The sequence below is a fragment of the Kocuria sp. KKT182 genome (assembly GCF_055635395.1).
Window position 1 is genome coordinate 456151 of the sequence record NZ_CM145757.1, and the last position, 26785, is coordinate 482935.

The following is a 26785-nucleotide window of genomic DNA, read 5'->3' on the forward strand; positions in this document are numbered from 1 at the left end:
TTAGGCTTGGGCGGGACCACCGGGCGCAGGCCACCACGACGGGAGACGGAGCGGACATGAGCGAGCACACCGCCGGAGCGGACGTCGGGACGGCGGACGGGACCGGCCACGCGAAACCGACCAGCTCGGAGCTGCTCGTCGTGACGGGCATGTCCGGGGCCGGGCGCAGCACGGCCGCGAACGCCCTCGAGGACCTCGGCTGGTACGTGGTCGACAACTTGCCGCCGCAGATGCTGCACACCCTCGCCGACCTCGTCTCCCGGACCCCGCAGGCCCTGCCCAAGCTGGCGGTCGTCATCGACGTGCGCGGCAAGGCCCTGTTCAGCGATATGAAGGAGACGCTGGCCGCCCTCGAGGCGTCCGACGTCGACTTCTCGGTGCTCTTCCTGGACGCCGCCGACGAGGTCCTGGTCTCCCGCTACGAGCACCAGCGCCGGCCCCACCCGCTGCAGGCCGGCGGCCGGATCCTCGACGGGATCCGCGCCGAGCGCGCCCTGCTGACGGACCTGCGGGAATCGGCCGACGTGGTCCTGGACACCTCCGCGTTCAACGTGCACGCCCTGTCCCGGGCCGTGGCCGACCTGTTCTCCACGAACGGGCCCGTGGTCCTGCGCCTGACCGTGCTCAGCTTCGGCTTCAAGTACGGGGTCCCCGCGGACGCCAACTACGTGGCCGACGTCCGGTTCATCCCCAACCCGCACTGGGTCCCGTCGCTGCGCCCCCGCACCGGCAAGGACGACGAGGTCCGGGACTACGTCTTCCAGGACGACGGCCCCCGGCAGTTCGTGGACCGGTTCGTCGCCATGCTCGAACCCGTCTTCGCGGGATACCGTACGGAGAACAAGCACTACGCCACCATCGCGATCGGCTGCACGGGCGGGAAACACCGCTCCGTGGCCGTGAGCGAGGAGGTGGCCCGCAGGCTCGCCAAGCTGCCGCTCGTGACGGTCAACATCCAGCACCGGGACATGGGCCGGGAGTGACCGGCTCGCCCTCACCGCGATGGGACCCCCGATGACCCTTCCTCCCACCGGCGCGTTCCCCCGGCTGCCCCTCAGCAGCGGCGCCGATGCCGACCCCCACCACTCGCCCGACCCCTCCGCCCGGCGGCCCGGCGGCGCCAGCCCCTCCGTGGTCGCCCTCGGCGGCGGGCACGGGCTCTCGGCGAACCTCGCCGCGCTGCGCCGGATCACCCCGGTGCTCACGGCGGTCGTGACGGTGGCCGACGACGGCGGCTCCTCCGGCCGGCTGCGCGACGAGCTCGGCGTCCTGCCCCCGGGGGACCTGCGGATGGCGCTCGCCGCGCTGTGCGACGACTCCGAGTGGGGCCGGACGTGGCGCGACGTCATGCAGCACCGGTTCAGCTCCTCGGAGGGGCGTACCACGACCCTCGACAACCACGCGCTGGGCAACCTGCTCATCGTCACGCTGTGGGAGCTGCTGGGGGACCCGGTGGCGGGGCTCGAGTGGGCGGGCGCCCTGCTGGGCGCCCGCGGCCGGGTGCTGCCGATGTCCACGCAGCCGCTGGTCATCGCCGGCGACGTCCCCGGCGCCCTGTCCGGCGGGAGCGCGAGCGGCTGCGCGGGCGAGGCCGGCACGGTCCGCACGATCACCGGGCAGGCGGTCCTGGCGAAGCAGGCCGACGTCTGCAACGTGCGGCTCGTGCCCCCGGACGCCCCGGCCTGCCCGCAGGCGGTCGAGGCGGTCGGGCTCGCCGACTGGGTGATCATGGGGCCGGGCTCGTGGCACACCTCCGTGCTGCCGCACCTGCTGCTGCCCGAGCTGCGGCAGGCGATCTGCGGCTCGCCGGCGCGCCGCTGCGTCACCCTGAACCTCTCACCGGACACCGAGACGCGCGGCAAGACCGCCGCCGACCACCTGCGGGTCCTGCACGACTACTGTCCCGAGCTGACCCTGGACGTGGTCCTCGCCGACCCCTCGGCCACCGAGGACGGCGCCGACCTCGAGGAGGTCGCCCGCGGCCTGGGCGCCGAGGTCTTCTACGCCGACGTCCGGGCGCACCCCGGCACCGCCGTGCACAACACGCTCCGGCTCGCGGCCGCCTACCAGGAGATCTTCGAGCGCCACCGCTGAGCCTGCCGCCCCACCCCCACACACCCCAGCATCCCCAGGAAAGGAACCGCGTGGCCCTGACGTCATCGGTGAAGGAAGAACTGTCCCGCCTCGAGATCAAGAGGTCCTCGGAGCGCCGCGCCGAGCTCTCCGCCCTGCTGCGCTTCGCGGGCGGGCTCCACATCGTCTCGGGACGCATCGTCGTCGAGGCGGAGGTGGACCTCGGCGCCACCGCGCGCCGGGTGCGCCGCGCCGTCCATGAGGTCTTCGGCCACGACAGCGAGATCGTGGTCGTCTCCGGCGGGGGACTGCGGCGCGGGAGCTCCTACGTGGTGCGCGTCGTCGAGGACGGCGAGGCCCTCGCCCGCCAGACGGGACTGCTCGACTCGCGCGGGCGCCCCGTGCGCGGGCTCCCGCCCGCCGTGGTCAACGGGGCCGTGGCCGACGCCGAAGCGGTGCTGCGCGGGGCCTTCCTGGCCCACGGCTCCCTCACGGAGCCCGGCCGCTCCGCCGCGATGGAGTTCACCTGCCCCGGCCCGGAGGCCGCCCTCGCGCTCGTGGGCGCGGCCCGCCGGCTCGGCGTCCTCGCGAAGGCCCGCGAGGTGCGCGGCGTGGACCGGGTGGTCGTGCGGGACGGGGATGCGATCGCCGCGCTGCTCACCCGGATGGGCGCCCACCAGACGCTCCTCCAGTGGGAGGACCGGCGGATGCGCAAGGAGGTGCGTGCCACGGCCAACCGCCTCGCCAACTTCGACGACGCCAACCTCCGCCGCTCCGCGCAGGCCGCCGTGGCCGCCGGCGCCCGGGTCGAGCGCGCCCTGGAGATCCTCGGCGACGAGGTCCCGGAGCACCTGCGGCAGGCGGGGGAGCTGCGGCTGTCCAACAAGCAGGCCAGCCTCGACGAGCTGGGCCGGCTCGCCGACCCCCCGCTCACCAAGGACGCCGTGGCGGGCCGGATCCGCCGGCTGCTGGCCATGGCGGACCGCCGGGCGGAGGAGCTGAACCTCCCGGGCACCGACGCCGGTGTCGCCGCGGAGGCCATGCCCTCCTGAGCGGGGCGCTCCGGCGGCGCTGCGCCGGCGCGGTCACTCCGGGGCCGCGCCGGGAGAGGGCTTTGGTCCCGCGTGGGTTTCCGAGGGTCCGCATCCCTCGATGTGGTTTTGTGTGGGTTTGGTGATGAATACCGGGTCAATCTTTCACGACCCCAAGACATCCCAGGGATAACCACGTAGAATGGGACCTGGTTCAACGATCCAGACCCCGACCAACACAGGAGTACCCAGTGACCATTCGAGTGGGCATCAACGGTTTCGGACGCATCGGACGCAACTTCCTCCGCGCGGCGCGCGAGCAGGGCGAGAACATCGAGGTCGTGGCCGTGAACGACCTCACGGACCCGGAGGCCCTGGTCCACCTCTTCAAGTACGACTCCATCATGGGCCGGTTCCCCGGCGAGGTGACGCTCAACGGCGACACCATGAGCGTCGACGGCCACGAGGTCAAGTTCCTCGCCGAGCCCGACCCCGCCAAGCTGCCCTGGGGCGAGCTCGGCGTGGACGTCGTCGTCGAGTCGACCGGCCGCTTCACCAACGGCTCCAAGGCCAAGGCCCACCTGGACGGCGGCGCCAAGAAGGTCGTCCTGTCCGCCCCCGGCAAGGAGATCGACGGCACGTTCGTGCCCGGCGTCAACCTCGACACCTACGACGCCGCGTCGATGAACATCGTCTCCGCGGCCTCCTGCACCACGAACTGCCTCGCGCCCATGGCGAAGGTCCTCAACGACGCGTTCGGCATCGAGCGGGGTCTGATGACCACCATCCACGCCTACACCGCGGACCAGAACCTGCAGGACGGCCCGCACAGCGACCTGCGCCGCGCCCGCGCCGCCGCCCTCAACATGGTGCCCACCACCACCGGCGCCGCCGCCGCCGTGGGCCTCGTGCTGCCCGAGCTCAAGGGCAAGCTGGACGGTTTCGCCGTGCGCGTGCCCGTGCCCACCGGCTCCGTCGTGGACCTCACCTTCGACGCCCAGAAGGAGGTCACCGTCGAGTCGGTCAACGCCGCCATGAAGGAGGCCGCCGAGGGCCCCATGAAGGGCATCGTCAAGTACACCGAGGACCCCATCGTCTCCTCGGACATCCAGGGCGACAGCATCTCCACGATCTTCGACGCCCCGCTGACGAAGGTCATCGGCAACCAGGTCAAGGTCATCGCCTGGTACGACAACGAGTGGGGCTACACCTCCCGCCTCGTCAACGTCGTCTCCCACGTCGGCGCGCAGCTCTGAGCCCGTCGCCGCGCGACGCCGCCGGGGTAGGGTGAGTGGCATGGCTCATGCACTTGACGAACTGATCGCCGACGGCGTCGCCGGGCGCCGCGTCCTGGTCCGCTCCGACCTCAACGTCCCCCTGGACGGCTCCACCGTGACCGACGACGGGCGCGTCCGCGCATCGCTGCCGGTCCTGAAGAAGCTGGCCGACGCCGGGGCCCGCGTCATCGTGATGGCGCACCTCGGCCGGCCCAAGGGGCAGGTCGACCCGAAGTACTCGATCGCGCCCGCCGCGCGGAAGCTGGCCGAGCTGGCCGACTTCCCCGTGGCGGTCGCCTCCGACGTCGTCGGGGAGGACGCCCGGGCCAAGGCCGAGGCCCTCGCCGACGGCGAGGTGCTCGTGATCGAGAACGTCCGCTTCGACCCCCGCGAGACCTCGAAGGACGACGCCGAGCGCGGTGCCTTCGCGGACGAGCTCGCCGCCCTGACGGGCGAGAACGGGGCCTACGTGGACGACGCCTTCGGTGCGGTGCACCGCAAGCACGCCTCCGTGTTCGACATCGCCCACCGGCTCCCGGCCTACCTGGGCGACCTCGTCAAGCGGGAGCTGGACGTGCTCACCAAGGTGGTCTCCGCCCCCGAGCGCCCCTTCGTGGTGGTCATGGGCGGGTCCAAGGTCTCCGACAAGCTCGCCGTGATCGAGAACCTCATCGGCAAGGCCGACTCGCTGCTCATCGGCGGCGGCATGGTCTTCACGTTCCTCGCCGCCCAGGGGCACTCCGTGGGCGGGTCGCTCCTGGAGCAGGACCAGATCGGGACGGTCAAGGACTACCTCGAGAAGGCCTCCGCGGCCGGCACCGAGATCGTCCTGCCCGTGGACATCGTCTACGCGGCGGAGTTCGCCGCGGACGCCGCGCACGAGGTGCGCCCGGTCGACGCCATCGAGGACGGGGAGATCGGCTCCACCGGTCTCGGCCTGGACATCGGCCCCGAGTCCGCGAAGCTGTTCGCCGAGCGGATCCGCGGCGCGAGGACCGTGTTCTGGAACGGCCCCGCGGGCGTGTTCGAGATGGAGGCCTTCGCCGGGGGCACCCGGGCGGTCGCCGAGGCCGTGGTGGCCTCGGACGCGATGAGCGTCATCGGCGGCGGCGACTCCGCCTCGGCCGTGCGCAACCTCGGGTTCTCCGACGACCAGTTCGGGCACATCTCCACCGGTGGCGGCGCCTCCCTCGAGTTCATCGAGGGCAAGGAGCTCCCCGGGGTCGTGGCCCTGGGCGCCTGACCCGCACGCTCCCCGCCGCCAAGCGCACCACTGCCGAACCGCACGACGAGCGGCGCACCCGCCGCGGACAGGAGTCCCCATGACCTCGCAGACCAACGGTCAGTTCGACCGCACGCCGCTGATCGCCGGCAACTGGAAGATGAACATGGATCACGCGCAGGCGATCACCCTGCTGCAGAAGCTGGCGTGGACCCTGGACGACGCCAAGCACGACTACTCCCGCGCCGAGGTGGCCGTCTTCCCGCCGTTCACCGACCTCCGCTCCGTCCAGAGCCTCGTGGACGGTGACGACCTGCGCGTCGTCTACGGCGCCCAGGACCTCTCCGACCAGGACTCCGGCGCCTACACCGGCGACATCTCCGGCCAGTTCCTGGCCAAGCTCGGCTGCACCTACGTGCTCGTGGGCCACTCCGAGCGCCGCACGATCCACGGCGAGTCCGACGAGCTGTGCAACGCCAAGATCGCCGCCGCCCACCGCCACGGCCTGGTCCCGGTGCTGTGCGTCGGCGAGGGCCTCGAGGTCCGGCAGGCCGGCGAGCACGTCGCCTTCACGCTCGAGCAGCTGCGCGGCTCCATCGCCGGCCTCGAGGCGGACCGGGTGGCCGAGCTCGTGGTGGCCTACGAGCCCGTCTGGGCGATCGGCACCGGCGAGGTCGCCGGTCCCGAGGACGCCCAGGAGATGGCCGCCGCCATCCGCGCCGAGCTGGCCGGGCTCTACGACGACGGGACCGCCGCGAAGACCCGCATCCTCTACGGCGGTTCCGCGAAGGCCGCCAACGCCGGCTCGATCCTCAAGGGCAAGGACGTGGACGGCGTCCTCGTCGGCGGCGCCAGCCTCGACGCCGAGGAGTTTGCTAGCATTGCCAGGTTCGAGCAGCACCTCGTGACCGACTGATCACGACCCCCTGACCGTCCGCGCCCGCCGGGCGCGGCTGCTCGACGGACACCCCCGAGGGAAGGCCCCAGTGGAAATTCTGCAGAACGTGCTCCTGGCGATCATCGTGCTCACGAGCCTTCTGGCCGTTCTCCTCGTCCTGCTCAACAAGGGCAAGGGCGGGGGCCTCTCCGACATGTTCGGCGGCGGCATGACCCAGTCCCTCAACACCTCGGGCGTGGCGCAGAAGAACCTGGTCCGCCTCACCACCACCACGGCCGTGGTCTGGGCCCTGTCCATCGCGGCCTACGCGCTGACCATGCGCTTCGCCGAGGTGGCCGTCTGAGCCGACGGCTGGTCGAACGACCCCCGGCCTCCCCGGTCGACCACGGACGTCCGTGCTCGGCCGGGGAAGCCGGGGGTCGTCCGCGCTGAGGGGCCGCCGCATGCCCCCGCTGGCGTGCGGTCACCGCGCCCCGGATCAGCGCCCGTACTGGACCCGCAACGAGGCGTCGTCGGGCAGCACCACCACCGTGCCCTCCTCGACGGACCACCCCTCGTGGAGGAAGAAGTACCGTTCCCCGCTGACGGTGAGCAGACGTAGCCCGTCGTAGCGGTACAGCGGGGCCTCGGCCGTGCCCAGCTCGTGCGTCGAGACCCCCGGGACGTCGAGGCCCAGTGGTTCCTGGCTGTAGACCTGCGCCCGGGGCAGCCACAGCAGGTTCACCTCGAGATCCTCCGCGAGCCCCCGTCCGCGGGCCTCCGCAAAGTTCGAGGTTCCCCAGAAGAGCAGCAGCGCCACGAGGACCAGGAGCAGCGTCGCCTCGACGGCCTGCTGCTCGGCGGGCCGTCGAGGGCCCTCGACGGCGGCGGCACAGCGGCGGATGCGGACGGCCCACGCGGCCACGAGCACGCCGGCGGTGACGAGGTACGGGGCGTACAGCGGGCTGTAGACGCGTTCGGCGAACAGCAGGACGACCATGAGGCCGATCAGGGCCCCTGCACCGAGCAGAGCCGCCCGCGGCAGTGCGGTCGCCCACCTGCCGGCCGCTCCCCGGTCGATGCGTCTCCGCAGCAGCCGGTCCAGCCAGACCCACAGCATCGCCAGCGCGACCAGCAGCAGCAGCGGCAGGTACAGCGCGCTGATGCTCAGCAGCGCGAAGTCCCGCGTGGTGTAGCCGAACAGGTTGACGTGCAGTCCCATCCACTCGGCCTGCGCCTTCGCGCGAGCCCAGCCGAAGTAGAACACCAGGGCCGTGACCACGGTGGCCGGCGGCCCGATGACCGACACGTAGCCCAGGACGTGCGACCACACGGAGCCGGTCGGGGCAGCGGTCTCCGTCATCGTTGCCGCCCGGTACCGCAGCCGCAGCGGCCCGTCAGGAGCCGGGGGCCGGACATGCCGTCGTGCCGGGGGCGTAGTCCAGGGCGACCGTGCTGAGGGCCGGGTCCTCGAGCACGTAGCCGGAGCCCGAGAGGGCCACCGGCAGCGAACCACCCGCCTCCGGGACCGGTGCCGGGGGCGCCACGAAGAACGGTCCGGTCGATGCCCACTGGATCGGCACGGGAGTCGGGCCCACGGTGACGAACTGCACGCTGCCCACGGGCAGGGCCCGGTCCTGCACGTTTCCGCGCAGGTGGACAGGAACGCCTCCGCACGGCGGCACGGGCACGGCGGACTCGCCGGCCTCGTCCGGCGCGGTCGCGAGCCCCGTGATGAACAGGGGGCAGGCGGTGCCCGGCGTGTCGACGAGCACGGGCACGTCCTCGGGGTGGTCCCGGTGGAACTGCACCAGACGCTGCAGCATGGCGACCGCCGCAACGTCGTGACAGCTCTGCGGCAGCGGCGCGGCAGCCAGTGCCGCCGCCCCCTGGGACCAGAGCGCCTCGTCGTTGGTCACGGCCGCCCGGCACAACAGGGAGGCGGCGTCCTGCGCGCTCGCGCCGGCCAGGCTGTCGTGGTCGCACGTGCCGGCGCGCAGGGCCACGTACCATCCCGGTTCTCCGGGACCGACGGGTCCGATCGGCAGACCGCCGATCACGGGAGCGACGCGAGGAGGGGCCGGGGTGCTGCCCTCGCCGCCGTTCCCGCCGCCGGGACGCGCACCGCCGTTGCCCTCGCCGCCGGGACGCGCACCGTCGGGACCCCCACCGCCGTTGCTCCCACCGCCGGGAGCGGCACCGTCGGGAGCGGCACCGTCGGATCGGTCGCGGTCGGAGCCGTCACGCCCGGGCCCGGCGGCGTCCTCGGAGCCGGGCTCGGCACTCGGAAGGTCCGTGGAGCCGTCCGAGGTCCGCGCGGAAAGGTCCGATTCCGGCTCGGTGGTCTGCTCGGCCGCAGGGGATCCGTTCGCCGGCTCGGCGCCGTCGTCGGGTCCGCCCCGGCCGCACGCCGTGAGCACCACGAGGACGCCGGCGGCCAGGACGGTGCCGACGCGGACGGGACGTGCCGGGAACACGACCTCACCGGCCGTCCGCGCTCGTCCGGATGTCGCCACAGGTACGCAGGATCTCCATGGTCATGGATCCCGTTCTCTTCGCCAGGCGCTCGGGTGCCGACTCTCATCGGTGAGCATGACGGCACAGGCGTCACTACGGCGTGACTACCGTCCGGTCACTCGGGGTGCTTCGCCCCGGCGGCCCGACGCGTCAGCCGTCGAGGGCGTCCTGCGTGACCAGCAGCAGCGTCTCCTCGGTCCCGCGCACCCCGGCCCCGGGCGTGCGTTCGATCGGGGCGCCGCCGCGGACGGCCGCGACCGCCCCTGCCTTGTCCGCCCCGGCCACGAGGAACCAGACCCGCTCCGCGCTGTTGATCATCGGCAGCGTCATGGTCACCCGCTCCGGCGGGGGCTTGGGGGAGTCTCGCACCCCCAGCACGGTGGCGTCCTGCTCGTGCATGTGCGGCAGCCCCGGGAACAGGGAGGCCACGTGGCCGTCGGGGCCCAGGCCCAGCAGCGAGAGGTCGAACCGGGGGTACGCCTCCGTCCGCTGCTCCGCGTCGGCCGCCGCCGCCAGCTCGCGCCGGTAGTCGAAGGCGGCGTCCTCGGCGGTGGCGAAGTCGTCGGCGCTGCCCATGTAGTGCACCCGGTCCGGGTTCAGGTCCAGGGCCCCGCCCACGGCCTCGACGGCCTGGACGCAGTTGCGCTCGGCGCTGTCGCCGGCCACGAAGCGCTCGTCCGACCACCACACGTCGACCCGGGTCCAGTCGACCTCGTCCCGGCGGGCGGAGGCGGCGAGGGCCGCGAGCACCGCGGCGCCCATGCTCCCGCCGGTGAGCACGAGGCTCGCCGCCCCGCGCTCCTCCTGCGCCGCCACGACCACGTCGAGAACCCGGTCCGCGGTGTCCGCGGCGAGCGACTGCTTGTCCGGGTGGGCGACGGTCTCCAGCTCGGCGCTCATGCGCGCTCCTCCCCGGGGGCCAGGACGGACGTCTCGGGTGCCGGGACGGATGCCTCGGCGGCCGGGACCGCACCGGAGTCCGGTTCCGCTGGCTCGTCGGCCGGGGCGTCGTCGGGCGTCGTCCGGTCCCGGTCGGGGAGGTGGCCGCCGTGCTCGGCGAGGAACCGTGCGGCGCCGGGGGTGAGCTCGCCGGCGGTGTCCACGATTTGGGCGATCCGCACGTCCCGCAGGCCGGTCGTGATCACCTCGCCGTAGACCTCGTCGGGGTCCAGGCGCCGGAGCTCCTCGGCGATGCAGGCGTTGAGGTCCCGCACGGGCATGGCGATCTGCTGGTCGGGCTGACCCGGCTGCCGCAGCATCGCCACGGACCGGCCCGGGCGCTCGAGCACGATCTCGCCGTCGTCCCGGACGAGGGTCACCCGGTCGAGGCGGCGGGGCCCGGGGCTGTTGACCAGCGTCACGTCGGCGTCGAGCCGGGTGCCCAGCCACGTGCCGAGCAGCACCACGCTGGGGGAGCGGCCGCACCCCTCCACGACGACCTCGCGCACGGGCGCGGGCTCCGCCTGGTCCAGGACCGCGGCCAGCTGGATCCGCCAGTTGGTCACCCGGGTCCAGGCCAGATCCGTGTCGCCGGGGACGTACCGGGTGCTCAGCTCGGCGAGCGCCTCGTAGGCGTCGTCGCTGCGCGCGGAGTCCGTGATCCGGCGGTGGGCGATCCCGGCGATGGACGAGGTGTGCGGCGAGGGCGGCGGCACCGTGTGCGCCCACCAGGCGACGATCGGCGCGTCCGGCAGCAGCAGCGCCGAGAACAGGGTCTCGGTGGGCTCGGCGAGCTCGCCGTAGCCGTGCAGCACGATGACTTCGGAGGCGCCCGCGTCACCGCCCATGCGCAGCTGGGCGTCGAGCCGGGTGCTCTCGGCCTGGGAGTGCGCCACGTGCACGAGGATCCGGCACGGGTGCTCGTGGCTCGCGAAGTTCGCGGCCTCCAGGGCGGCCTCGGAGTGCCCGGCCTGGGCGAGGATCACGAGCGTGAGGACCCGGCCGAGCGTCACGACGCCGTGCTGGTCCCGCAGCTGGCTCAGCTTCTTGTCGATGGCCGAGGTGGTGGTGTTCTCCATCGAAACGATCACGGTCGTCTCCAGACGCGTCCGTCGCGGGCCAGCAGCTCGTCGGCGGCGGCGGGTCCCCAGGACCCGGGCGCGTACGGCTCCGGCATGATCTCCTGCTCCGACCAGCACTGCTCGAAGGGGTCGAGGATCCGCCAGGACAGCTCGACCTCCTCGTGGTCGGGGAACAGCGGTGGTTCCCCGAGCAGCAGGTCGAGGATCAGGCGCTCGTAGGCCTCCGGGCTGGACTCGGTGAACGAGTGGCCGTAGCCGAAGTCCATCGTGACGTCCCGGATCTCCGACTGGGTCCCGGGCACTTTGGAGCCCAGCCGGATGGTCACGCCCTCGTCGGGCTGGATCCGGACCACGATGACGTTCTGTCCCAGGTCCTCGTGGCCGTTGTCCCCGAACAGCAGGTTGGGGGAGTTCTTGAACTGCACCGCGATCTCGGTCACCCGCCGGCCCAGGCGCTTGCCGGCGCGCAGGTAGAACGGCACGCCCGCCCACCGGCGGTTGTTGATGTCCACGCGCAGCGCCGCGTAGGTCTCGGTGCGGGAGTCGGCGGGGATGTCCTGCTCCTCGAGGAAGCCCCGCACGCGCTCACCGCCCTGCAGACCGGCCTCGTACTGGCCGAGCGCCGAGTGCGCCGCCCGGTCCTCGGGAACGACGACGGAGGCCAGGACCTTCGCCTTCTCGGCGCGCATGTGGTGGGCCTGGAAGGACAGCGGCTCCTCCATGGCGGTGAGGGCCAGCAGCTGCAGCAGGTGGTTCTGGATGACGTCGCGGGCCGCGCCCACGCCGTCGTAGTAGCCGGCGCGGGAGCCGATGCCGATGTCCTCGGCCATGGTGATCTGCACGTGGTCCACGAACTGCGCGTTCCACAGGGGCTCGAACATCTGGTTCGCGAAGCGCAGCGCCAGGATGTTCTGCACCGTCTCCTTGCCCAGGTAGTGGTCGATGCGGAACACCGAGTCCGCCGGGAACACCCGCTCCACGATGGCGTTGAGCTCCTGCGCGGACTCGAGGTCGTGGCCGAAGGGCTTCTCGATGACCACGCGGCGCCACCCGGAGGCGTTCTCGTGCTGGGCCAGGCCGTGGTCGGCGAGCTGCTGGCAGACCGTCTCGAACGCCTTCGGCGGGATCGAGAGGTAGAACGCGTGGTTGCCGCGCGTCCCGGAGTGCACGTCGAGCTCCTTGAGGGTCGACTTGAGCGCCTCGTAGGCCTTGTCCTCGTCGAACTCCCCGCGCACGAACCGGACGCCGGAGGCGAACTGGCGCCACACGTCCTCCTGGAAGGGGGTGCGGGCGTGCGCCTCGACGGACTCGCGCACCACCTCGCGGAACTGCTCGTGGGACCAGTCGCGGCGGCCGAAGCCGACGAGCGCGAAGGACGGCGGCAGCAGACCCCGGTTGACGAGGTCGTACATCGCCGGCAGCAGCTTCTTCTTCGCGAGGTCTCCCGTCACGCCGAAGAGCACGAGCGCCGACGGGGCGGCGACCCGGACGAGCCGCCTGTCCCTCGGGTCCCGCAGGGGATTGCGGGCGTTGTTGTCTGGCAACGGTACTCCTTCACGTCTCTGCGGGGCCGTGGCACCCACGGGGGCCTGCACGCGCAACGGTCGGCGCGGGAACGAACTCCCGCGCCGACCGTGGCGTGCTCCCATTCTAGGTCAGCGGTCCGGTCGCGCCGGCCGGGTCAGCCGCCGAGGGCGTCGACGGCCCGGCGCAGCCGGTCCACGCCGGCGGCGCGGTCCGCGAGCCGCAGCCGCAGCACGGGCCGCCCGTGGTCGGCGAGGACCTGGGCGTCCCCGTCGGCCTGGGCCGAGATCAGCTCGCCGAAGCTGAACGGGCTGTCCGGGATCTCGAGGTCCGTCTCCGAGGCGGCGGTGATCTGCAGGTACACGCCCTCCGCCGGTCCGCCCTTGTGGTACTGGCCGGTGGAGTGCAGGAACCGGGGGCCCCAGCCGAACGTCACGGGCCGGCCGGTGGCCCGGGCGAGGACGGGGCGGACGCTCTCCAGCTCGGCCCACGAGAGCCGGTCGAAGTACGCCTGCACGGACAGGTAGCCGGTCTCCGGCAGCTGCGCGAGCAGCTTGGCGAGCGCGTCCTCGACCGTCTGCGCCCCGTCGAGCAGCTCCTGCGCCCCGCGGATCTCCACGGGCCCGTCCACGACGTCCGCGGCCGTGGGCTGCGGCTTGTCCTCGAGCAGGGCGCGGGTGGCGTTCTTGGCGGACTCCACGTCGGGCTGGTCGTACGGGTTGATGCCGAGCAGCCGCCCGGCCGCCGCGGTGGCGACCTCCCACAGCATGAGCTGGGCGCCGAGGGAGCCGGAGACCCGCACGACGTCGCCCTCGGGGGCCTGCTCCTCGTCCACGCCGACGAGCTCCACGACGAGGACGTCGGAGGCCCCCGAGGAGGCCTCCGGGGCGTCGCCGGCGCCGACGACGACGGGCAGCACGCCCTTGCCCTCCTTGCCCGTGGACTCGGCGATCAGCTGCTCCGCCCAGTCGGCGAACCCGGCGATCCCGGAGCCCAGGTCCCGGAACACGAGCTTGTTGCGCAGCGGCTGCGTGCCGCCGAGCGCCGCGCCCAGGTGCAGGCCGGGGTTGTCCTCGACGTCCTCGCGCAGCACCTCGCCGGCCTCGTCGGCGTCGTCGAGCAGGGCCCCGACGTCCACGCCGGCCAGACCGGAGGGGACCAGGCCGAAGGCGGTGAGCGCCGAGAAGCGCCCGCCCACGGTCGGGTCGGCGGTGAAGACCCGGCGGTAGCCGGCCTCCCGTGCGGACGCCTCCATGGGCGAGCCGGGGTCGGTGACCACCACGATGCGCGAGGCGGCGTCGATGCCCGCGTCCTCGAACGCCCGGGCGAAGACCCGGCGCGCCGAGTCGGTCTCCACGGTGGAGCCGGACTTGGAGGAGACCACGATCGCGGTGCGCTCGAGGCGGTCGGCGAGGGCCGCGCCCACCATCTCCGGGTCCGTGGAGTCGAGCACGAACAGCTCGACCCCGGCGGTCCGGGTGATCACCTCGGGGGCCAGGGAGGACCCGCCCATGCCCGCCAGCACGAACCGGTCCACGCCCTCCGCCGCGAACTCCTCCCGCAGCGCGGTGATCTCGGCGACGAGCGGGCGGGAGACCTCGGCGGCCTCCACCCAGCCCAGCCGCTTGGCGGACTCGTCCTCGGCCGCAGCGCCCCACAGGGTGGGGTCCTGGGCGAAGAGCTTGGAGGCGAACCTGTCGCCCACCAGCGCGGGCACGTGCCGGTCGACGGCCTCGCGGGCGGCGCCGGAGGTCTGGACGGACAGGGAGCTCATGGGTTCTCCTTCGGGTGGGGCGGCACGGACGGTGCTCGGGTCAGGACGGGACGGGCTCAGCGGGCGTTGTCGAGGGCGGCGCGCACGGTGTCGAGCAGCTCCGCCCAGGAGTCCTCGAACTTGGTGAGCCCCTCCGCCTCGAGCTGGGCGACGACCTCGTCGTAGGAGATCCCCACGCCGGCGATCCGGTCCAGGAGCTCGTTGGACTCCGCGTAGGTGCCGGTGACGGTGTCCCCGGTGACCTCGGCGTGGTCGAACGTGGCCTCGAGGGTCTTCTCCGGCATGGTGTTCACGGTGTTCGGGGCCACCAGCCCGGTCACGTACAGGGTGTCCGGCAGGGACGGGTCCTTCACCCCGGTGGAGGCCCACAGCGGGCGCTGCGGGTTCGCCCCGGCCGAGGCCAGCCGCTCCCAGCGCTCGGTGGCCAGGGCGTCCTCGTAGATCTGGTAGGCGAGCCGGGCGTTGGCCAGACCGGCCTTGCTCTTGAGCGCGGCGGCCTCGTCGGTGCCGATCGCGTCCAGGCGCTTGTCGACCTCGGAGTCCACCCGGGAGACGAAGAAGGACGCCACGGAGTGGATGGTGGAGAGGTCCTTGCCGTTCTCGAGCGCCTGCTCCAGGCCCAGCTGGTAGGCGTTGATGACCGCGCGGTAGCGCTCGAGGGAGAAGATCAGCGTCACGTTGACGGAGATCCCCTCGGCGATGGTCGCGGTGATCGAGGGCAGGCCCGCCTCGGTGGCGGGGATCTTGATCAGCGCGTTGGGGCGGTCGATGGTCTGGGACAGGCGCTGGGCCATGGCGGCGGTCGCCTCGGCGTCCTGGGCCAGGCGGGGGTCCACCTCGATGGACACCCGCCCGTCCTCGCCCTGGGTGGCCTCGGCGATGGGGGCGAAGAGGTCGCAGGCGTCGCGCACGTCGTCGGTGGTGATGGCCAGCACGGCCTCGTCCACGTCCGTGCCGGCGGCGGCGAGCTGCTTGACCTGGTCCTCGTAGGCGTCGTGCTTGGCCAGCGCGGCGGCGAAGATCGTCGGGTTCGTGGTCACGCCCACGACGTCCTTCTCGTCGATCAGCCGCTGCAGCCCGCCGGAGGCAAGGCGTTCGCGGGAGAGGTCGTCGAGCCAGATCGAGACGCCGGCGTCGGAGAGCTTCTGGGTGGGGGTGGTCATGTGTCTGTCACTCCTCGTGCTCGGGGGAAGGTGGTCGGTCGGTGCGCGCCGGGGCTCAGCGGCCCACGGAGGCGGTGGCCTGCGCGGCGGTGAGGGACTCCTGGGCGGCGGCGGTGACGGCCTCGGCGGTGATGCCGAACTCGCGGTAGAGGGTCTCGTAGTCGGCGGACTCCCCGAAGTGCTCCAGGGACACGGCCCGCCCGTGCTCGCCGAGCAGGTCACGCCAGGACATGGCGATCCCGGCCTCCACCGACACGCGGGCCCGCACGGCCGCCGGGAGCACGGACTCGCGGTACTCGGCGTCCTGGGCGTCGAACCACTCCCGGCACGGCATGGACACCACGCGGGCGGCCACCCCCTGCGCCTTGAGCTGCTCGCGGGCCTCCACGGCCAGGGAGACCTCGGAGCCGGTGCCGATGAGGATCACGTCCGGGGTGGACTCGGTGTCGGCCAGGACGTAGCCGCCGCGGGCCACGCCCTCGGCGGAGGCGAACTTCTCCCCCTCGGCCTCGGGGTGCAGGTCCGTCCGGGCGAAGGTGGGCACGTTCTGGCGGGTCAGGGCGATGCCGGCCGGGCCGTGCCGGTTCTCCAGCATCGTCCGCCACGCGATCGCGGTCTCGTTGGCGTCGGCCGGGCGCACCACGTCCAGGCCCGGGATCGCGCGCAGCGCCGAGAGCTGCTCCACGGGCTGGTGGGTGGGTCCGTCCTCGCCGAGGCCGATGGAGTCGTGGGTCCACACGTAGATCGAGGGGACCTTCATCAGCGCGCCCAGGCGCACGGCCGGGCGCTGGTAGTCGGAGAAGATCAGGAACGTCCCGGAGAACGCCCGGGTCTGGGAGGACATGGTGATGCCGTTGACGATCGCCGCCGCGGCGTGCTCGCGGATGCCGAAGTGCAGCACCCGCCCGTAGGGGTTGCCGGTCCACTTCGCGGTGGAGCGGGCCTCGGGGATGAAGGAGGGCGCGGACTCGATGGTGGTGTTGTTGGAGCCGGCCAGGTCGGCCGATCCGCCCCACAGCTCGGGGAACGTGTCGGCGATCGCGTTGATCACCTTGCCGGAGGCCGAGCGGGTGGCCACGTCCTTGCCGGCCTCGAAGACGGGGAACGCGTCGGCGTAGTTCTCGGGCAGCTCCTCGGCGCGGATCCGGTCGTAGAGCTTCGCCCGCTCCGGGTTGGCCTCCCGCCAGGCCTGGAACTGCCGCTCCCACTCGTCGCGGACCTGCTTCATGCGGTCCTGGATGCCGCGGGTGTGGGCGATGACCTCGTCCTCCACCACGAAGGACTTCTCGGGGTCGAACCCGAGGATCTCCTTGGTCGCCGCGACCTCCTCGGCGCCGAGCTTGGAGCCGTGGATGCCGCCGGTGTTCTGCTTTCCCGGCGCCGGGTACCCGATGATCGTGCGCAGGGCGATCAGCGAGGGCTTGGCGGTCTCGGCCTTCGCAGCGCGGATCGCGGCGTAGAGCTCCTCGACGTCCTCGACGTAGTCCCCGGTCTTCGTCCAGTCCACCCGGGCCACGTCCCAGCCGTAGGCCTCGTAGCGCTTGAGGACGTCCTCGGTGAACGCCACGTCCGTGTCGTCCTCGATCGAGATGTGGTTCTGGTCGTAGATCACCACGAGGTTGCCCAGCTCCTGCACCCCGGCCAGCGAGGACGCCTCGGAGGTCACGCCCTCCTGGAGGTCGCCGTCGGAGGCGATCACGTACACGGTGTGGTCGAAGACGGACTGGCCCGCGGGGGCCTCGGGGTCGAACAGGCCGCGGGTGTAGCGCTGGGCGTAGGCGAAGCCCACGGCCGAGGCCAGGCCCTGGCCCAGCGGGCCGGTGGTGATCTCCACCCCGGTGGTGTGCCGGTACTCGGGGTGGCCCGGGGTCTTCGAGCCCCAGGTCCGCAGGGACTCGATGTCCTCGAGCTCCATGCCGTAGCCGGAGAGGAACAGCTGCAGGTACAGCGTCAGCGAGGTGTGCCCGGGGGAGAGGATGAAGCGGTCACGGCCCGTCCACCGGTCGTCGGTGGGGTCGTGGCGCATCACCTTCTGGAACAGCAGATACGCCGCGGGGGCCAGGGACATCGCCGTGCCGGGGTGGCCGTTGCCCACCTTCTCCACCGCGTCCGCGGCCAGCACCCGCACCGTGTCCACGGCACGCCGGTCCTGCTCGGTCCAGGTCAGCTTCTGATCGAGTTCGGTCGCCAAGATTCGGTGCCCTTTCCATTGGGGTCCGCTGCCGTGCGCAGCGGGTGCCGGTCGTGGACCGGCGGTTTGGGTCCAGCTTAGGTCACGCGCATTTCGGGCGTGTGACCGACGGCACCGGTTCCCGGGGCCCCGGACGTCTTTCCCGTCATGTCCGGAGCGGGAACGGACGCCGCCACGCGCTATGCTGTATAGGACCTTCTTCCGCGCCCGCGACCACCGCGCCGACCGCTCCTGCGTGCCGGCGACGCACCGTCTCCGGGCCGACCTCGCGCACGGAGCCGGGGGAACACCACCGCAACCGGGAGCAATGATTCTGTGAACTCACTCGAGACGTCGGGACCCGCAGGACGAGCCGTCCTCGGCAACGGGTACACGGGTGATGCGGCGGCTCCCCGCAGCGAGGGACGGATGACGGCCTCCCGGAAGGTGCGGGCCTACGTGGCCCTCATGAAGCCGCGGATCATCGAGCTGCTGCTCGTGGCGACCGTGCCGACCATGATCTTCGCCCAGCAGGGCATGCCGAACCTCTGGCTCATCCTCAACACCCTCGTGGGCGGCACGCTCGCGGCGGGTGCGGCCGGCGCCTTCAACTGCTACATCGATCGGGACGAGGACCGGGTGATGAAGCGCACGGCCAAGCGCCCGCTGGTCACCGGAGAGGTCACCGACCGCGAGGCCCTCGTCTTCGCGTGGGTCCTCACGGCCGTGTCGGTCGCCTGGCTCACGATCGGGGTCAATGTGCTCGCCGGCGCCCTGGGTGCGGCGGCCATCTTCCTCTACGCCGTCTTCTACTCGATCGTGCTCAAGCGCCGCACCGCCCAGAACATCGTCTGGGGCGGGGTCGCCGGGTGCATGCCGGTGCTGATCGGATGGGCCGCCGTGACGGGCGGCCTAGACTGGCCCGCGCTCGTGCTGTTCCTGTTCATCTTCCTGTGGACCCCGCCGCACTACTGGCCGCTGTCCATGAAGTACGCCGACGACTACTCCCGCGCCGGGGTCCCCATGCTGGGCGCCGTGGCCGGGGCCCGCACCGTGGGCAGCCAGGTGGTCCTCTACGCGTGGGCCACGGTGGTGTGCTCGCTGCTGCTCGTCCCCGTCGGCGGCGCCGGCTGGGTCTACGCCGTGACCGCCCTGGCCTCGGGCGCCTGGTTCGTGGGCCACAGCCACAAGCTGCACGCCCTCGCGGTGGCCGGCCGGCCCACGGACAAGCAGGCGATGCACGTCTTCCACGGCTCGATCGCCTACATCACCTTCGTGTTCCTCGCCCTGGCCGTCGACCCGTTCGTGGGCGGCCCCGTCCTCTGAGCCCGACGGGGCCGGCGGGCCCCGCGGCGCCCGCGTCCGGCCGGGGGACCGGCCGGACCTAGGATGGTCGCATGCTCAGCATGACCTTCACCGGGCTCGTCGCCTACCCGATCACACCCTTCCAGCAGGGTGGCCGCCTGGACCTGGAGTCCTTCGGGCGCTACGTCGGCCGGCTGTCCCGATCGGGCGTGGACGCCCTGGTGGTCCTGGGCAGCTCGGGCAGCTTCGCGTACCTCTCCGGGGAGGAGCGGGCCGAGGTCGTGGGCGTCGCCGTGGAGGCCGCCCGCGGCTCCGGGGTGCCGGTGGGGGCGGGGATCTCCGCGATGACCACCCGCGAGGTCCTCGAGATGGCCTACGCGGCGGAGAACGGCGGGGCGGACGGGCTCGTGCTCAACCCGCTGTCCTACATCCCGCTCGTCTCCCAGGAGATCGCCGACCAGGTGGAGACGGTCTCGGCGGCCGTGTCCCTGCCGCTGTGCATCTACAACAACCCGACGACGACGGGCTTCACGTACCCGGTGGAGCTCGCCGCCGAGCTGTCCTGGCTGGAGAACGTCAGCGCATTCAAGGACACCGCGGACTCCCCGGCGGACCTCGCCGCACGTCGGCACCGGTTCGCCGAGCTGGCGGAGCCGGGGACGGCCCACGGGGTCAGCGGGGAGCGGCTGCTCCACGAGGCGGCACCGGACGCCGCGGCCTGGCACTCCGGGATCGCCGCGGTGCTCCCGCGCCAGTACGCCGCCTTCCGGGCCGCGGTGGTCTCGGGCGACGACCGCGCGGTGCGCACCTGGCAGGCGGCGCTGACCCCGCTGATGGAGATCCTGCGCCAGGAGCGGCCCCTGAGCTCCCTGTACGCCCTGGCCGAGGTGTGCGGCGTCAGCACGGCCCCGCCGCGGCGGCCGCTGCTGCCGATCCCCTCGGCCAGCCGGCAGCGCCTGGCCCAGGCCGTCGAGGAGCTGCTCGACGAGGCGCCCGACGAGCGGGCCTGAGGGCCTCAGCCGCGGGACGGGGCCTCGGCCGGCTGCGCCCGGTCGGTGCTGCGCAGCACCGGGGCCGGGGTGCGGGTGACCGCGAAGCCCTTCTCCACGGTGCGGGCCGTGGCCCAGATCAGCACCGCGGAGCCCACCAGGTGCAGGGCCACGGCGACGATCGGCACGCCGTTGAAGTACTGGTAGTAGCCGATGAGCGCCTGCAGGACCAGCGCGGCCAGGAGCACGTTGAGGCCCGAGGCCAGCGGCACGGGCCACCGGTGCCGGCGGGCGAGCACGAGCCCGAGGACCACGGCCGCGACGATCAGGTACACGGGGACCGCGTGGGCGCGGGTGACGAGGTAGGCGTCGAACGCGTGCCGGGCGGTGGTGTCGTCCCCGGCGTGCGGGCCGGTGCCCGTGACCAGGGTGCCCAGGTAGAGGACCAGCGCGGTGAGCACCCCCAGGCTCACCATGAGCCCGCGGACGGTCCGCCGCTGCCCGTAGGCCTGGCCGGGGCGCTCGGCGTCCCGCACGGCAGGCAGGGAGCGCCGCCGGGTGCGGTTGACCAGCACCGTGGCCAGCGCGATCATCGCCCCGGAGATGAGGTAGTGGATGCCCACGATCCACGGGTTGAGCCCGGTGAGCACGGTGACCCCGCCGACCACGGCCTGCAGCGGGATGCCGAGACCCAGCAGCAGGGCGATCCGGAAGAGGTCGCGGTGCTCGTGGCGCAGCCGGAGCACGGCCAGGAACGTCAGCACCGCCACGGCGGCCAGCAGGAAGGTCAGCAGCCGGTTGCCGAACTCGATGAGGCCGTGCATGCCCATCTCGGGGGTGTTGGTCCAGGACTCGTCCGTGCACCGGGGCCAGGTGGGGCAGCCCAGGCCCGAGCCGGTCAGCCGGACGAGCCCGCCGGTGAGGATGAGCACGGAGTTCGCCACCAGCGACGCGACGGCGAGCCACCGCACCCACGGGGTGATCCGGCTCGGCAGCAGTCCACCGCCGTGCTCGCGGACGTCGACGTCGCTGGGGTCGCTGGCGCGGTTCATGAGTTCACTTCCGGACGGGGTCGGTGCGGCGGGGTCTCCGCGCCCAGTTTATCCGCCTCCGCGGCCCCCGGGTCCCGCCGGCCGGGACGGGCCCTCGGGGCCGGGTCCGGACCGGCGGCTCAGCTCCAGCGGAACCAGCGCACGGCCCCGGCCCAGGCGGCGGCGGCCCAGACGAGGAGCACCAGCACCGGCAGCGGCGTGGGCGCCCCGGTGAGGAACGTCTCGCGCAGGGCGGTGCCCAGCGCGCCGGAGGGGAGCACCTCCACCACCCAGGTGAGCCCCGCCGGCAGCGTGCTCGAGGGGAACAGGGTGCCGCCCACGGCGGCGAGCAGCACCCACACGAGGTTGGTGACGGCGAGGGTCGCCTCGGCGCGCACCGTGCCGGCGAGGAGCAGCCCCAGCCCGGTGAACGCCGCGGCGCCGAGCAGCAGCACCGGCACGGAGACGAGCACGGTGGCCGCGTCCGGGCGCCAGCCGAGGGCCGCGCCGAGCGCGGCCACCAGCACGTACTGCACCACGAGCACCGCGACGATCGCGAGCAGCTTGCCGGCGATCAGCCCGCCGCGGCCCAGGGGAGTGGTGGAGAGGAAGCGCAGGACCCCGTAGCGGCGGTCGAAGCCGGTCTGGATGCCCTGGCCCGAGAAGGCGTTGGAGAGCACGCACAGCGCCAGCACGCCCGGCACGGCGACGTCCACCCGGGAGGCGCCGGCCGGGACGGCGGCGTCCAGCAGGTCGGTGAGGGTCAGGGCCACGAGGGCCATGAGCGGCAGGATGACCAGCAGCAGCAGCTGCTCGCCGTTGCGCAGCACGGCCCGCGTCTCGTAGCGGGCCTGGGCGGCCACCCGGCGGGCCAGGGTGGCGGGCTCCGGGCGGGGGGCGGTGGCGGTGGGCAGGGCGGGGGCGGTCATCGGATCTCCCGTCCGGAGATGTCGAGGAAGACGTCCTCGAGGGTGCGCGGCTGGAGGGACAGGGACTCGGGCAGCGTGCCGGTCGCGGTGAACCACCGGGTCACGGTCTCGAGCATCGGGGGCGTGAGGGCGCCGGTGAGGGTCACGGTGCGGTCGGCGCGGTCCGCCCGGACGCCCTCGAACCCGGGGCCGTCCCACGGGAACGGCCCCGCGCGCAGCTGCTCCGGGGCCAGCGTCAGCACGAGCACGGCAGGGGCGTCGGCGCCGGGGGCCACCAGCTCCGCCACGGACCCCTGGGCCATGACCCGGCCGTGGTCCACGATGTAGACCTGGTCGGCGAGACGCTGGGCGTCGTCGAGCAGGTGCGTGGTGAGGATGATGCACACCCCCTCCCGGCGCAGCTGCTGGACGAGGTCGAAGACGATGTTGCGGGACTGCGGGTCCATCCCGGCCGAGGGCTCGTCGAGGAAGAGCACCTCCGGGTTGCCCGCGAGGGCCGCCGCCAGGGCCACGCGCTGGCGCTGGCCGCCGGAGAGCCGGCGGACCACGGTGCGGTCGAAGCTGCTGATGCCGAGCCGCTCCACGAGCTCGTCCATGTCCCGGGGGCTGCGGTAGAGGGACGCCACGTGCCGGAGCAGCTCCAGCGGGCGCACCGCCTGGGGGAGCCCGCCGTCCTGGAGCATCACGCCCACGCGGGCGCGCAGCGCCGGGCTGGCCCGCCACGGGTCCTGCCCCAGCAGCCGGACAGTGCCGCCCGTGGGCCGCTGCAGCCCCTGGGCGCACTCCAGGGTGGTCGTCTTGCCCGCGCCGTTGGGGCCCAGCAGCGCCGTGATCTCGCCGTGCCGCGCGGTGAGGGACAGGCCGTCGACGGCGTGCACCACGTCGGCGCGCGCCGCGCCCGGTCCGGCCGGGCGCCGGGAGCGGCGCCGGCGGACCGGGAACTCCTTCACGAGGCGCTCGATCGAGAGCGCGGGCGAGGACGCGGGGGGACTCTGGGCGGGCACCGGACCAGTGTAGTGCGGGCGCGCCCGCGGCCCGGCCCCCTTGGCCCCACCGCGCCCCGGGGTTATTATGAGTAAGTCGTGATTCTTGGACGGAGCCCGGTAAGGCTCCACTTACTGGTCAGACCGGAATGAATTACGACATACTCCGGTTGTGTATTAGAAGCGTCCCTTGCGGGTCGCGCGCTGCAGCACGAGAGCCTCCACCCCCGAGCAGGAAGCGAACGGTTCACCCATGACTCAGACCACGGACGCCCGGAGCAGGTCCCGCTCCGGCCCGCGGGCGGAGCAGGAGGAGAACACCCGCTCGCGCGTGCTCGGCGCCGTCCTGGAGCACGGTCCCGTCTCCGCCGCGGACCTCGGCGAGATGCTCGAGCTGACCCCGGCCGCCGTGCGCCGGCACCTGGACGCCCTCGAGCAGCAGCACTTCATCGAGGTCACCATGGTCCGCCGCCGCAGCGGGGGCGCCGGCCGCCCCGCGCGGCGCTACGTCGTCGCCCCCGAGGGCCACGCCAAACTCGGCGACGACTACCTCGAGATCGCGACCGACGCGCTGGAGTCCATCCGCCGCATCGCCGGCCCGGACGCCGTGCACGCCTTCATCCAGGAGCGCGTGGACCGTCTGGAGGCCTCCTACCGCCCCGAGGTCGAGGCCGCCGGGGACGACGTCGCCGACCGTCTGCCCGTCCTGGTGCGGCTGCTCAGCCGCGACGGGTTCGCCGCCTCCACCAACGAGGTGGCCGTCGGCCGCGGCGAGTCCCGCACCATCGTCTCGGCGCAGCTGTGCCAGGGGCACTGCCCCGTGCGCGAGCTGGCCGCCCGCTATCCGCAGTTCTGCGAGCTGGAGACCGAGCTCATCGCCCGGCTGCTCGGCACCGACGTCCGCCGGCTCTCGACCCAGGCCGCCGGCGCGCACGTGTGCACCACGCACGTGCCCCTCACGCGGCCGGGACCCGCCGCGGCACCGACTTCCGTGGACCGCACCGCGGCCCGCGCCACAGACCAGACAACAGAGGAAGGCCGTCATGACTGACCAGATCGCCAGCGGCAACGACACTGTCATCGCCGACATCCTGGAGAAGAACCCCGAGCTCGAGGGCATCGGCACCTACGAGTACGGCTGGGCCGACTCGGACGTGGCCGGCGCCTCCGCGCGCCGCGGTGTCGACGAGGACGTCGTCCGGGACATCTCCGCGAAGAAGAGTGAACCGCAGTGGATGACCGACCTGCGGCTGAAGGGCCTGAAGTTCTTCGACCGCAAGCCCATGCCCACGTGGGGTGCGGACCTGTCCGGGATCGACTTCGACAACATCAAGTACTTCGTGCGCTCCACGGAGAAGCAGGCCGCCACCTGGGAGGACCTGCCCGAGGACATCCGCAACACCTACGAGAAGCTCGGCATCCCCGAGGCCGAGCGCGGACGGCTCGTCTCCGGCGTGGCCGCCCAGTACGAGTCCGAGGTCGTCTACCACCAGATCCGCGAGGACCTGGAGGAGCAGGGCGTCATCTTCCTCGACACCGACACCGCGCTCAAGGAGCACCCGGAGCTCTTCGCGGAGTACTTCGGCACGGTCATCCCCGTGGGCGACAACAAGTTCGCGTCCCTGAACACGGCCGTGTGGTCCGGCGGCTCCTTCGTCTACGTCCCCAAGGGCGTGCACGTCGAGATCCCGCTGCAGGCCTACTTCCGCATCAACACGGAGAACATGGGCCAGTTCGAGCGGACGCTCATCATCGCGGACGAGGACTCCTACGTCCACTACATCGAGGGCTGCACCGCGCCGATCTACAAGACCGACTCGCTGCACTCCGCCGTCGTGGAGATCATCGTCAAGAAGAACGCCCGCGTGCGCTACACGACCATCCAGAACTGGTCGAACAACGTGTACAACCTCGTGACCAAGCGCGCGATCGCCCACGAGGGCGCCACCATGGAGTGGATCGACGGCAACATCGGCTCGAAGGTCACCCAGAAGTACCCGGCGGTCTACATGACCGGCGAGCACGCCCGCGGCGAGACCCTCTCGATCGCGTTCGCCGGCGAGGGGCAGCACCAGGACACCGGGTCCAAGATGGTGCACATCGCCCCGAACACGTCGTCGTCGATCGTCTCGAAGTCCGTGGCCCGCAACGGCGGCCGCGCCGCCTACCGCGGTCTCGTGCAGGTGCGCGAGGGCGCCCACGGCTCGAGGTCCAACGTGGTCTGCGACGCCCTGCTGGTGGACACGATCTCCCGCTCCGACACGTACCCGTACGTCGACATCCGCGAGGACGACGTCACCATGGGCCACGAGGCGACCGTCTCGCGCGTCTCCGAGGAGCAGCTGTTCTACCTCATGCAGCGCGGGATGGCCGAGGACGAGGCCATGGCGATGATCGTGCGCGGGTTCGTGGAGCCGATCGCCCGCGAGCTGCCCATGGAGTACGCGCTCGAACTCAACCGCCTCATCGAACTGCAGATGGAAGGATCCGTTGGCTGACATGTCCAAGCTGAACGAAACGATTCGCAACGCCACGGAGGCCGCCGCCTCCGCGGCCACCGCGGTGGCCGACAAGGCCGTCGGCGCGGCCAAGGACGCCTACGGCAACCTGGGCGAGAAGGTCGACGGGGTCCGCACCGGGGAGGGGCGCGTCGCCATCCCGGGCATGGACCTGGAGGGGGAGCGGCTGGCCCGCGACAAGGTCGAGAACGACACCCTGGTGCGGCACACCGCCCACGGCGACATCTCCGGCGTGCCCGACTCCTCGCGGGCCGGGCGGCGCACGTCCTACGACGTCGCCGACTTCCCGAAGCTCACCGGGCGGGAGGAGGACTTCCGGTTCACCCCGCTCAAGCGCCTCAAGGGGCTGCACGCCGACGCCCTGACCGGCCCCGCGCCCGCGGTGACCGTGGACTCGGACGCCGTGCGCGTCGAGACCGTGGGCCGGGACGACGCCCGCATCGGCAGCGCCGGGATCCCCGAGGACCGCGTCTCCGCGAACGCGTGGAGCAGCGTCACCGAGGCCACGGTGCTCACCGTGCCGCAGGAGACCGAGGTCGCCGCGCCCGTGCTCGTCGACATCCACGGCTCGGACGCCACCCCGGCGGCCCAGCACCTCGTGATCGACGCCCAGCCCTTCTCCAAGGCCCTCGTGGTCCTGCGCCACCACGGCAGCGCCGTGCTCTCGCAGAACGTCGAGTTCCGGGTCGCCGACTCCGCGAACCTCACCGTGGTGACCCTCCAGGAGTGGGACGACGACGCCGTGCACGCCTCCTCCCAGCAGGCGCGCCTCGGCCGGTCCGCGACCTTCAAGCACGTGCTCGTCAGCCTCGGCGGCGACCTCGTGCGGGTCACCCCGTCCACCCGCTTCGACGCCCCGGGCGGGTCCGTGGAGATGTACGGACTGACCTTCGTGGACGCCGGCCAGCACCTGGAGTCCCGGCTGTTCGTGGACCACTCCCAGCCCCACTGCACCTCGCGGGTGACCTACAAGTCCGCACTGCAGGGCGAGAACGCGCACGGCGTGTGGATCGGCGACGTCCTCATCCGCGCCACCGCGGAGGCCACCGACACCTACGAGCTCAACCGGAACCTGATCCTCAACGACGGCCCGCGGATGGACTCCGTGCCGAACCTGGAGATCGAGACCGGCCTCATCACCGGTGCGGGCCACGCCTCCACCACCGGCCAGCTGGACGACGAGCACCTGTACTACCTCATGTCCCGGGGCATCCCCGAGGACGAGGCGCGCCGGCTCGTGGTCCGCGGATTCCTCTTCGAGATCATCCAGCAGATCGGTGTCCCGGACATCGAGGAGCGGCTGCGCGGGTCCGTCCAGGACGAGCTCGCCTCCGCGAACTACTGATCCGCCGCGCCCGCACGCACCCTTCCGACCCCAGA

23 protein-coding genes are annotated in these 26785 nt (G+C 72.6%); 12 read left to right on the forward strand and 11 right to left on the reverse strand.

What is annotated here, in order from left to right; translation table 11 throughout:
- The first annotated feature begins 56 nt into the window (after positions 1-56).
- From rapZ to secG, 7 genes are all read left to right on the forward strand, one after another.
- Positions 57-983: an RNase adapter RapZ gene (gene rapZ / locus ACZ2G1_RS01960; RefSeq protein ID WP_126346345.1), complete on the forward strand. Its 927-nt coding sequence runs from the start codon at positions 57-59 to the stop codon at positions 981-983.
- Between the two features lie 31 nt (positions 984-1014).
- Positions 1015-2094: a gluconeogenesis factor YvcK family protein gene (locus tag ACZ2G1_RS01965; protein WP_017832808.1), complete on the forward strand. Its 1080-nt coding sequence runs from the start codon at positions 1015-1017 to the stop codon at positions 2092-2094.
- Positions 2095-2144: 50 nt separating this feature from the next.
- Complete coding sequence (gene whiA, locus ACZ2G1_RS01970; protein WP_470377401.1) at positions 2145-3125, forward strand: DNA-binding protein WhiA; 981 nt, start codon at positions 2145-2147, stop codon at positions 3123-3125.
- A gap of 230 nt (positions 3126-3355) precedes the next feature.
- Positions 3356-4360 carry a type I glyceraldehyde-3-phosphate dehydrogenase gene (gap, locus tag ACZ2G1_RS01975; RefSeq protein ID WP_031282661.1) on the forward strand — a complete coding sequence of 335 codons (1005 nt, stop codon included), beginning with the start codon at positions 3356-3358 and terminating at the stop codon, positions 4358-4360.
- 40 nt (positions 4361-4400) lie between these two features.
- Positions 4401-5624: a phosphoglycerate kinase gene (locus ACZ2G1_RS01980; RefSeq protein ID WP_470377402.1), complete on the forward strand. Its 1224-nt coding sequence runs from the start codon at positions 4401-4403 to the stop codon at positions 5622-5624.
- Between the two features lie 79 nt (positions 5625-5703).
- Positions 5704-6519: a triose-phosphate isomerase gene (gene tpiA, locus ACZ2G1_RS01985; RefSeq protein WP_017832804.1), complete on the forward strand. Its 816-nt coding sequence runs from the start codon at positions 5704-5706 to the stop codon at positions 6517-6519.
- A gap of 70 nt (positions 6520-6589) precedes the next feature.
- Entirely contained in the window at positions 6590-6844 is a 255-nt protein-coding gene (gene secG, locus ACZ2G1_RS01990) for a preprotein translocase subunit SecG (protein WP_035923973.1), read from the forward strand.
- Between the two features lie 135 nt (positions 6845-6979).
- Here secG and ACZ2G1_RS01995 read toward each other — a convergent pair whose 3' ends face one another.
- The 8 genes from ACZ2G1_RS01995 to tkt form a co-directional block, all read right to left on the reverse strand.
- On the reverse strand, positions 6980-7843 hold the full coding sequence (locus tag ACZ2G1_RS01995; protein ID WP_470377403.1) for a hypothetical protein: 864 nt from the start codon (positions 7841-7843) through the stop codon (positions 6980-6982).
- Positions 7844-7877: 34 nt separating this feature from the next.
- Positions 7878-8957, reverse strand: coding sequence for a hypothetical protein (locus tag ACZ2G1_RS02000; RefSeq protein WP_470377404.1), 1080 nt, complete (start codon positions 8955-8957; stop codon positions 7878-7880).
- Between the two features lie 190 nt (positions 8958-9147).
- On the reverse strand, positions 9148-9897 hold the full coding sequence (gene pgl / locus ACZ2G1_RS02005; protein WP_470377405.1) for a 6-phosphogluconolactonase: 750 nt from the start codon (positions 9895-9897) through the stop codon (positions 9148-9150).
- On the reverse strand, positions 9894-11027 hold the full coding sequence (locus ACZ2G1_RS02010; protein WP_109268939.1) for a glucose-6-phosphate dehydrogenase assembly protein OpcA: 1134 nt from the start codon (positions 11025-11027) through the stop codon (positions 9894-9896). Before ACZ2G1_RS02010 ends, pgl begins: the two co-directional genes overlap by 4 nt.
- The gene (gene zwf / locus ACZ2G1_RS02015) at positions 11024-12535 is read right to left on the reverse strand and encodes a glucose-6-phosphate dehydrogenase (protein ID WP_017832799.1); all 1512 of its coding nucleotides are present in this window, start codon (positions 12533-12535) and stop codon (positions 11024-11026) included. Before zwf ends, ACZ2G1_RS02010 begins: the two co-directional genes overlap by 4 nt.
- Before the next feature lie 164 nt (positions 12536-12699).
- Complete coding sequence (locus ACZ2G1_RS02020; protein WP_470377406.1) at positions 12700-14316, reverse strand: glucose-6-phosphate isomerase; 1617 nt, start codon at positions 14314-14316, stop codon at positions 12700-12702.
- A 56-nt stretch (positions 14317-14372) separates the two neighbouring features.
- Positions 14373-15479 carry a transaldolase gene (gene tal, locus ACZ2G1_RS02025; RefSeq protein WP_017832797.1) on the reverse strand — a complete coding sequence of 369 codons (1107 nt, stop codon included), beginning with the start codon at positions 15477-15479 and terminating at the stop codon, positions 14373-14375.
- A 55-nt stretch (positions 15480-15534) separates the two neighbouring features.
- A complete protein-coding gene (tkt, locus tag ACZ2G1_RS02030) occupies positions 15535-17670 on the reverse strand; it encodes a transketolase (RefSeq protein WP_470377407.1) in 2136 nt (711 codons plus the stop codon).
- Between the two features lie 408 nt (positions 17671-18078).
- Here tkt and ACZ2G1_RS02035 point away from each other — a divergent pair, with 408 nt between their 5' ends.
- Both ACZ2G1_RS02035 and ACZ2G1_RS02040 read left to right on the forward strand, forming a co-directional pair.
- Positions 18079-18975: a heme o synthase gene (locus ACZ2G1_RS02035; RefSeq protein ID WP_017832795.1), complete on the forward strand. Its 897-nt coding sequence runs from the start codon at positions 18079-18081 to the stop codon at positions 18973-18975.
- A gap of 71 nt (positions 18976-19046) precedes the next feature.
- A complete protein-coding gene (locus ACZ2G1_RS02040) occupies positions 19047-19964 on the forward strand; it encodes a dihydrodipicolinate synthase family protein (RefSeq protein ID WP_017832794.1) in 918 nt (305 codons plus the stop codon).
- Positions 19965-19969: 5 nt separating this feature from the next.
- Here ACZ2G1_RS02040 and ACZ2G1_RS02045 read toward each other — a convergent pair whose 3' ends face one another.
- From ACZ2G1_RS02045 to ACZ2G1_RS02055, 3 genes are all read right to left on the reverse strand, one after another.
- Positions 19970-20995 (reverse strand): COX15/CtaA family protein, encoded by a 1026-nt coding sequence (locus ACZ2G1_RS02045; RefSeq protein WP_470377408.1) that lies wholly within the window; start codon positions 20993-20995, stop codon positions 19970-19972.
- A gap of 119 nt (positions 20996-21114) precedes the next feature.
- Complete coding sequence (locus ACZ2G1_RS02050; RefSeq protein WP_035923967.1) at positions 21115-21903, reverse strand: ABC transporter permease; 789 nt, start codon at positions 21901-21903, stop codon at positions 21115-21117.
- Positions 21900-22907, reverse strand: a complete 1008-nt coding sequence (locus ACZ2G1_RS02055; protein ID WP_470377409.1) for an ABC transporter ATP-binding protein — start codon at positions 22905-22907, stop codon at positions 21900-21902. The genes ACZ2G1_RS02050 and ACZ2G1_RS02055 overlap by 4 nt, the downstream gene beginning before the upstream one ends.
- Before the next feature lie 232 nt (positions 22908-23139).
- Here ACZ2G1_RS02055 and ACZ2G1_RS02060 point away from each other — a divergent pair, with 232 nt between their 5' ends.
- From ACZ2G1_RS02060 to sufD, 3 genes are all read left to right on the forward strand, one after another.
- Positions 23140-23937 carry a helix-turn-helix transcriptional regulator gene (locus tag ACZ2G1_RS02060; RefSeq protein WP_017832790.1) on the forward strand — a complete coding sequence of 266 codons (798 nt, stop codon included), beginning with the start codon at positions 23140-23142 and terminating at the stop codon, positions 23935-23937.
- Complete coding sequence (gene sufB, locus ACZ2G1_RS02065) at positions 23930-25384, forward strand: Fe-S cluster assembly protein SufB (RefSeq protein ID WP_035923965.1); 1455 nt, start codon at positions 23930-23932, stop codon at positions 25382-25384. Before ACZ2G1_RS02060 ends, sufB begins: the two co-directional genes overlap by 8 nt.
- Before the next feature lie 166 nt (positions 25385-25550).
- Positions 25551-26750: a Fe-S cluster assembly protein SufD gene (sufD, locus tag ACZ2G1_RS02070; RefSeq protein WP_043739415.1), complete on the forward strand. Its 1200-nt coding sequence runs from the start codon at positions 25551-25553 to the stop codon at positions 26748-26750.
- Positions 26751-26785: the final 35 nt, after the last annotated feature.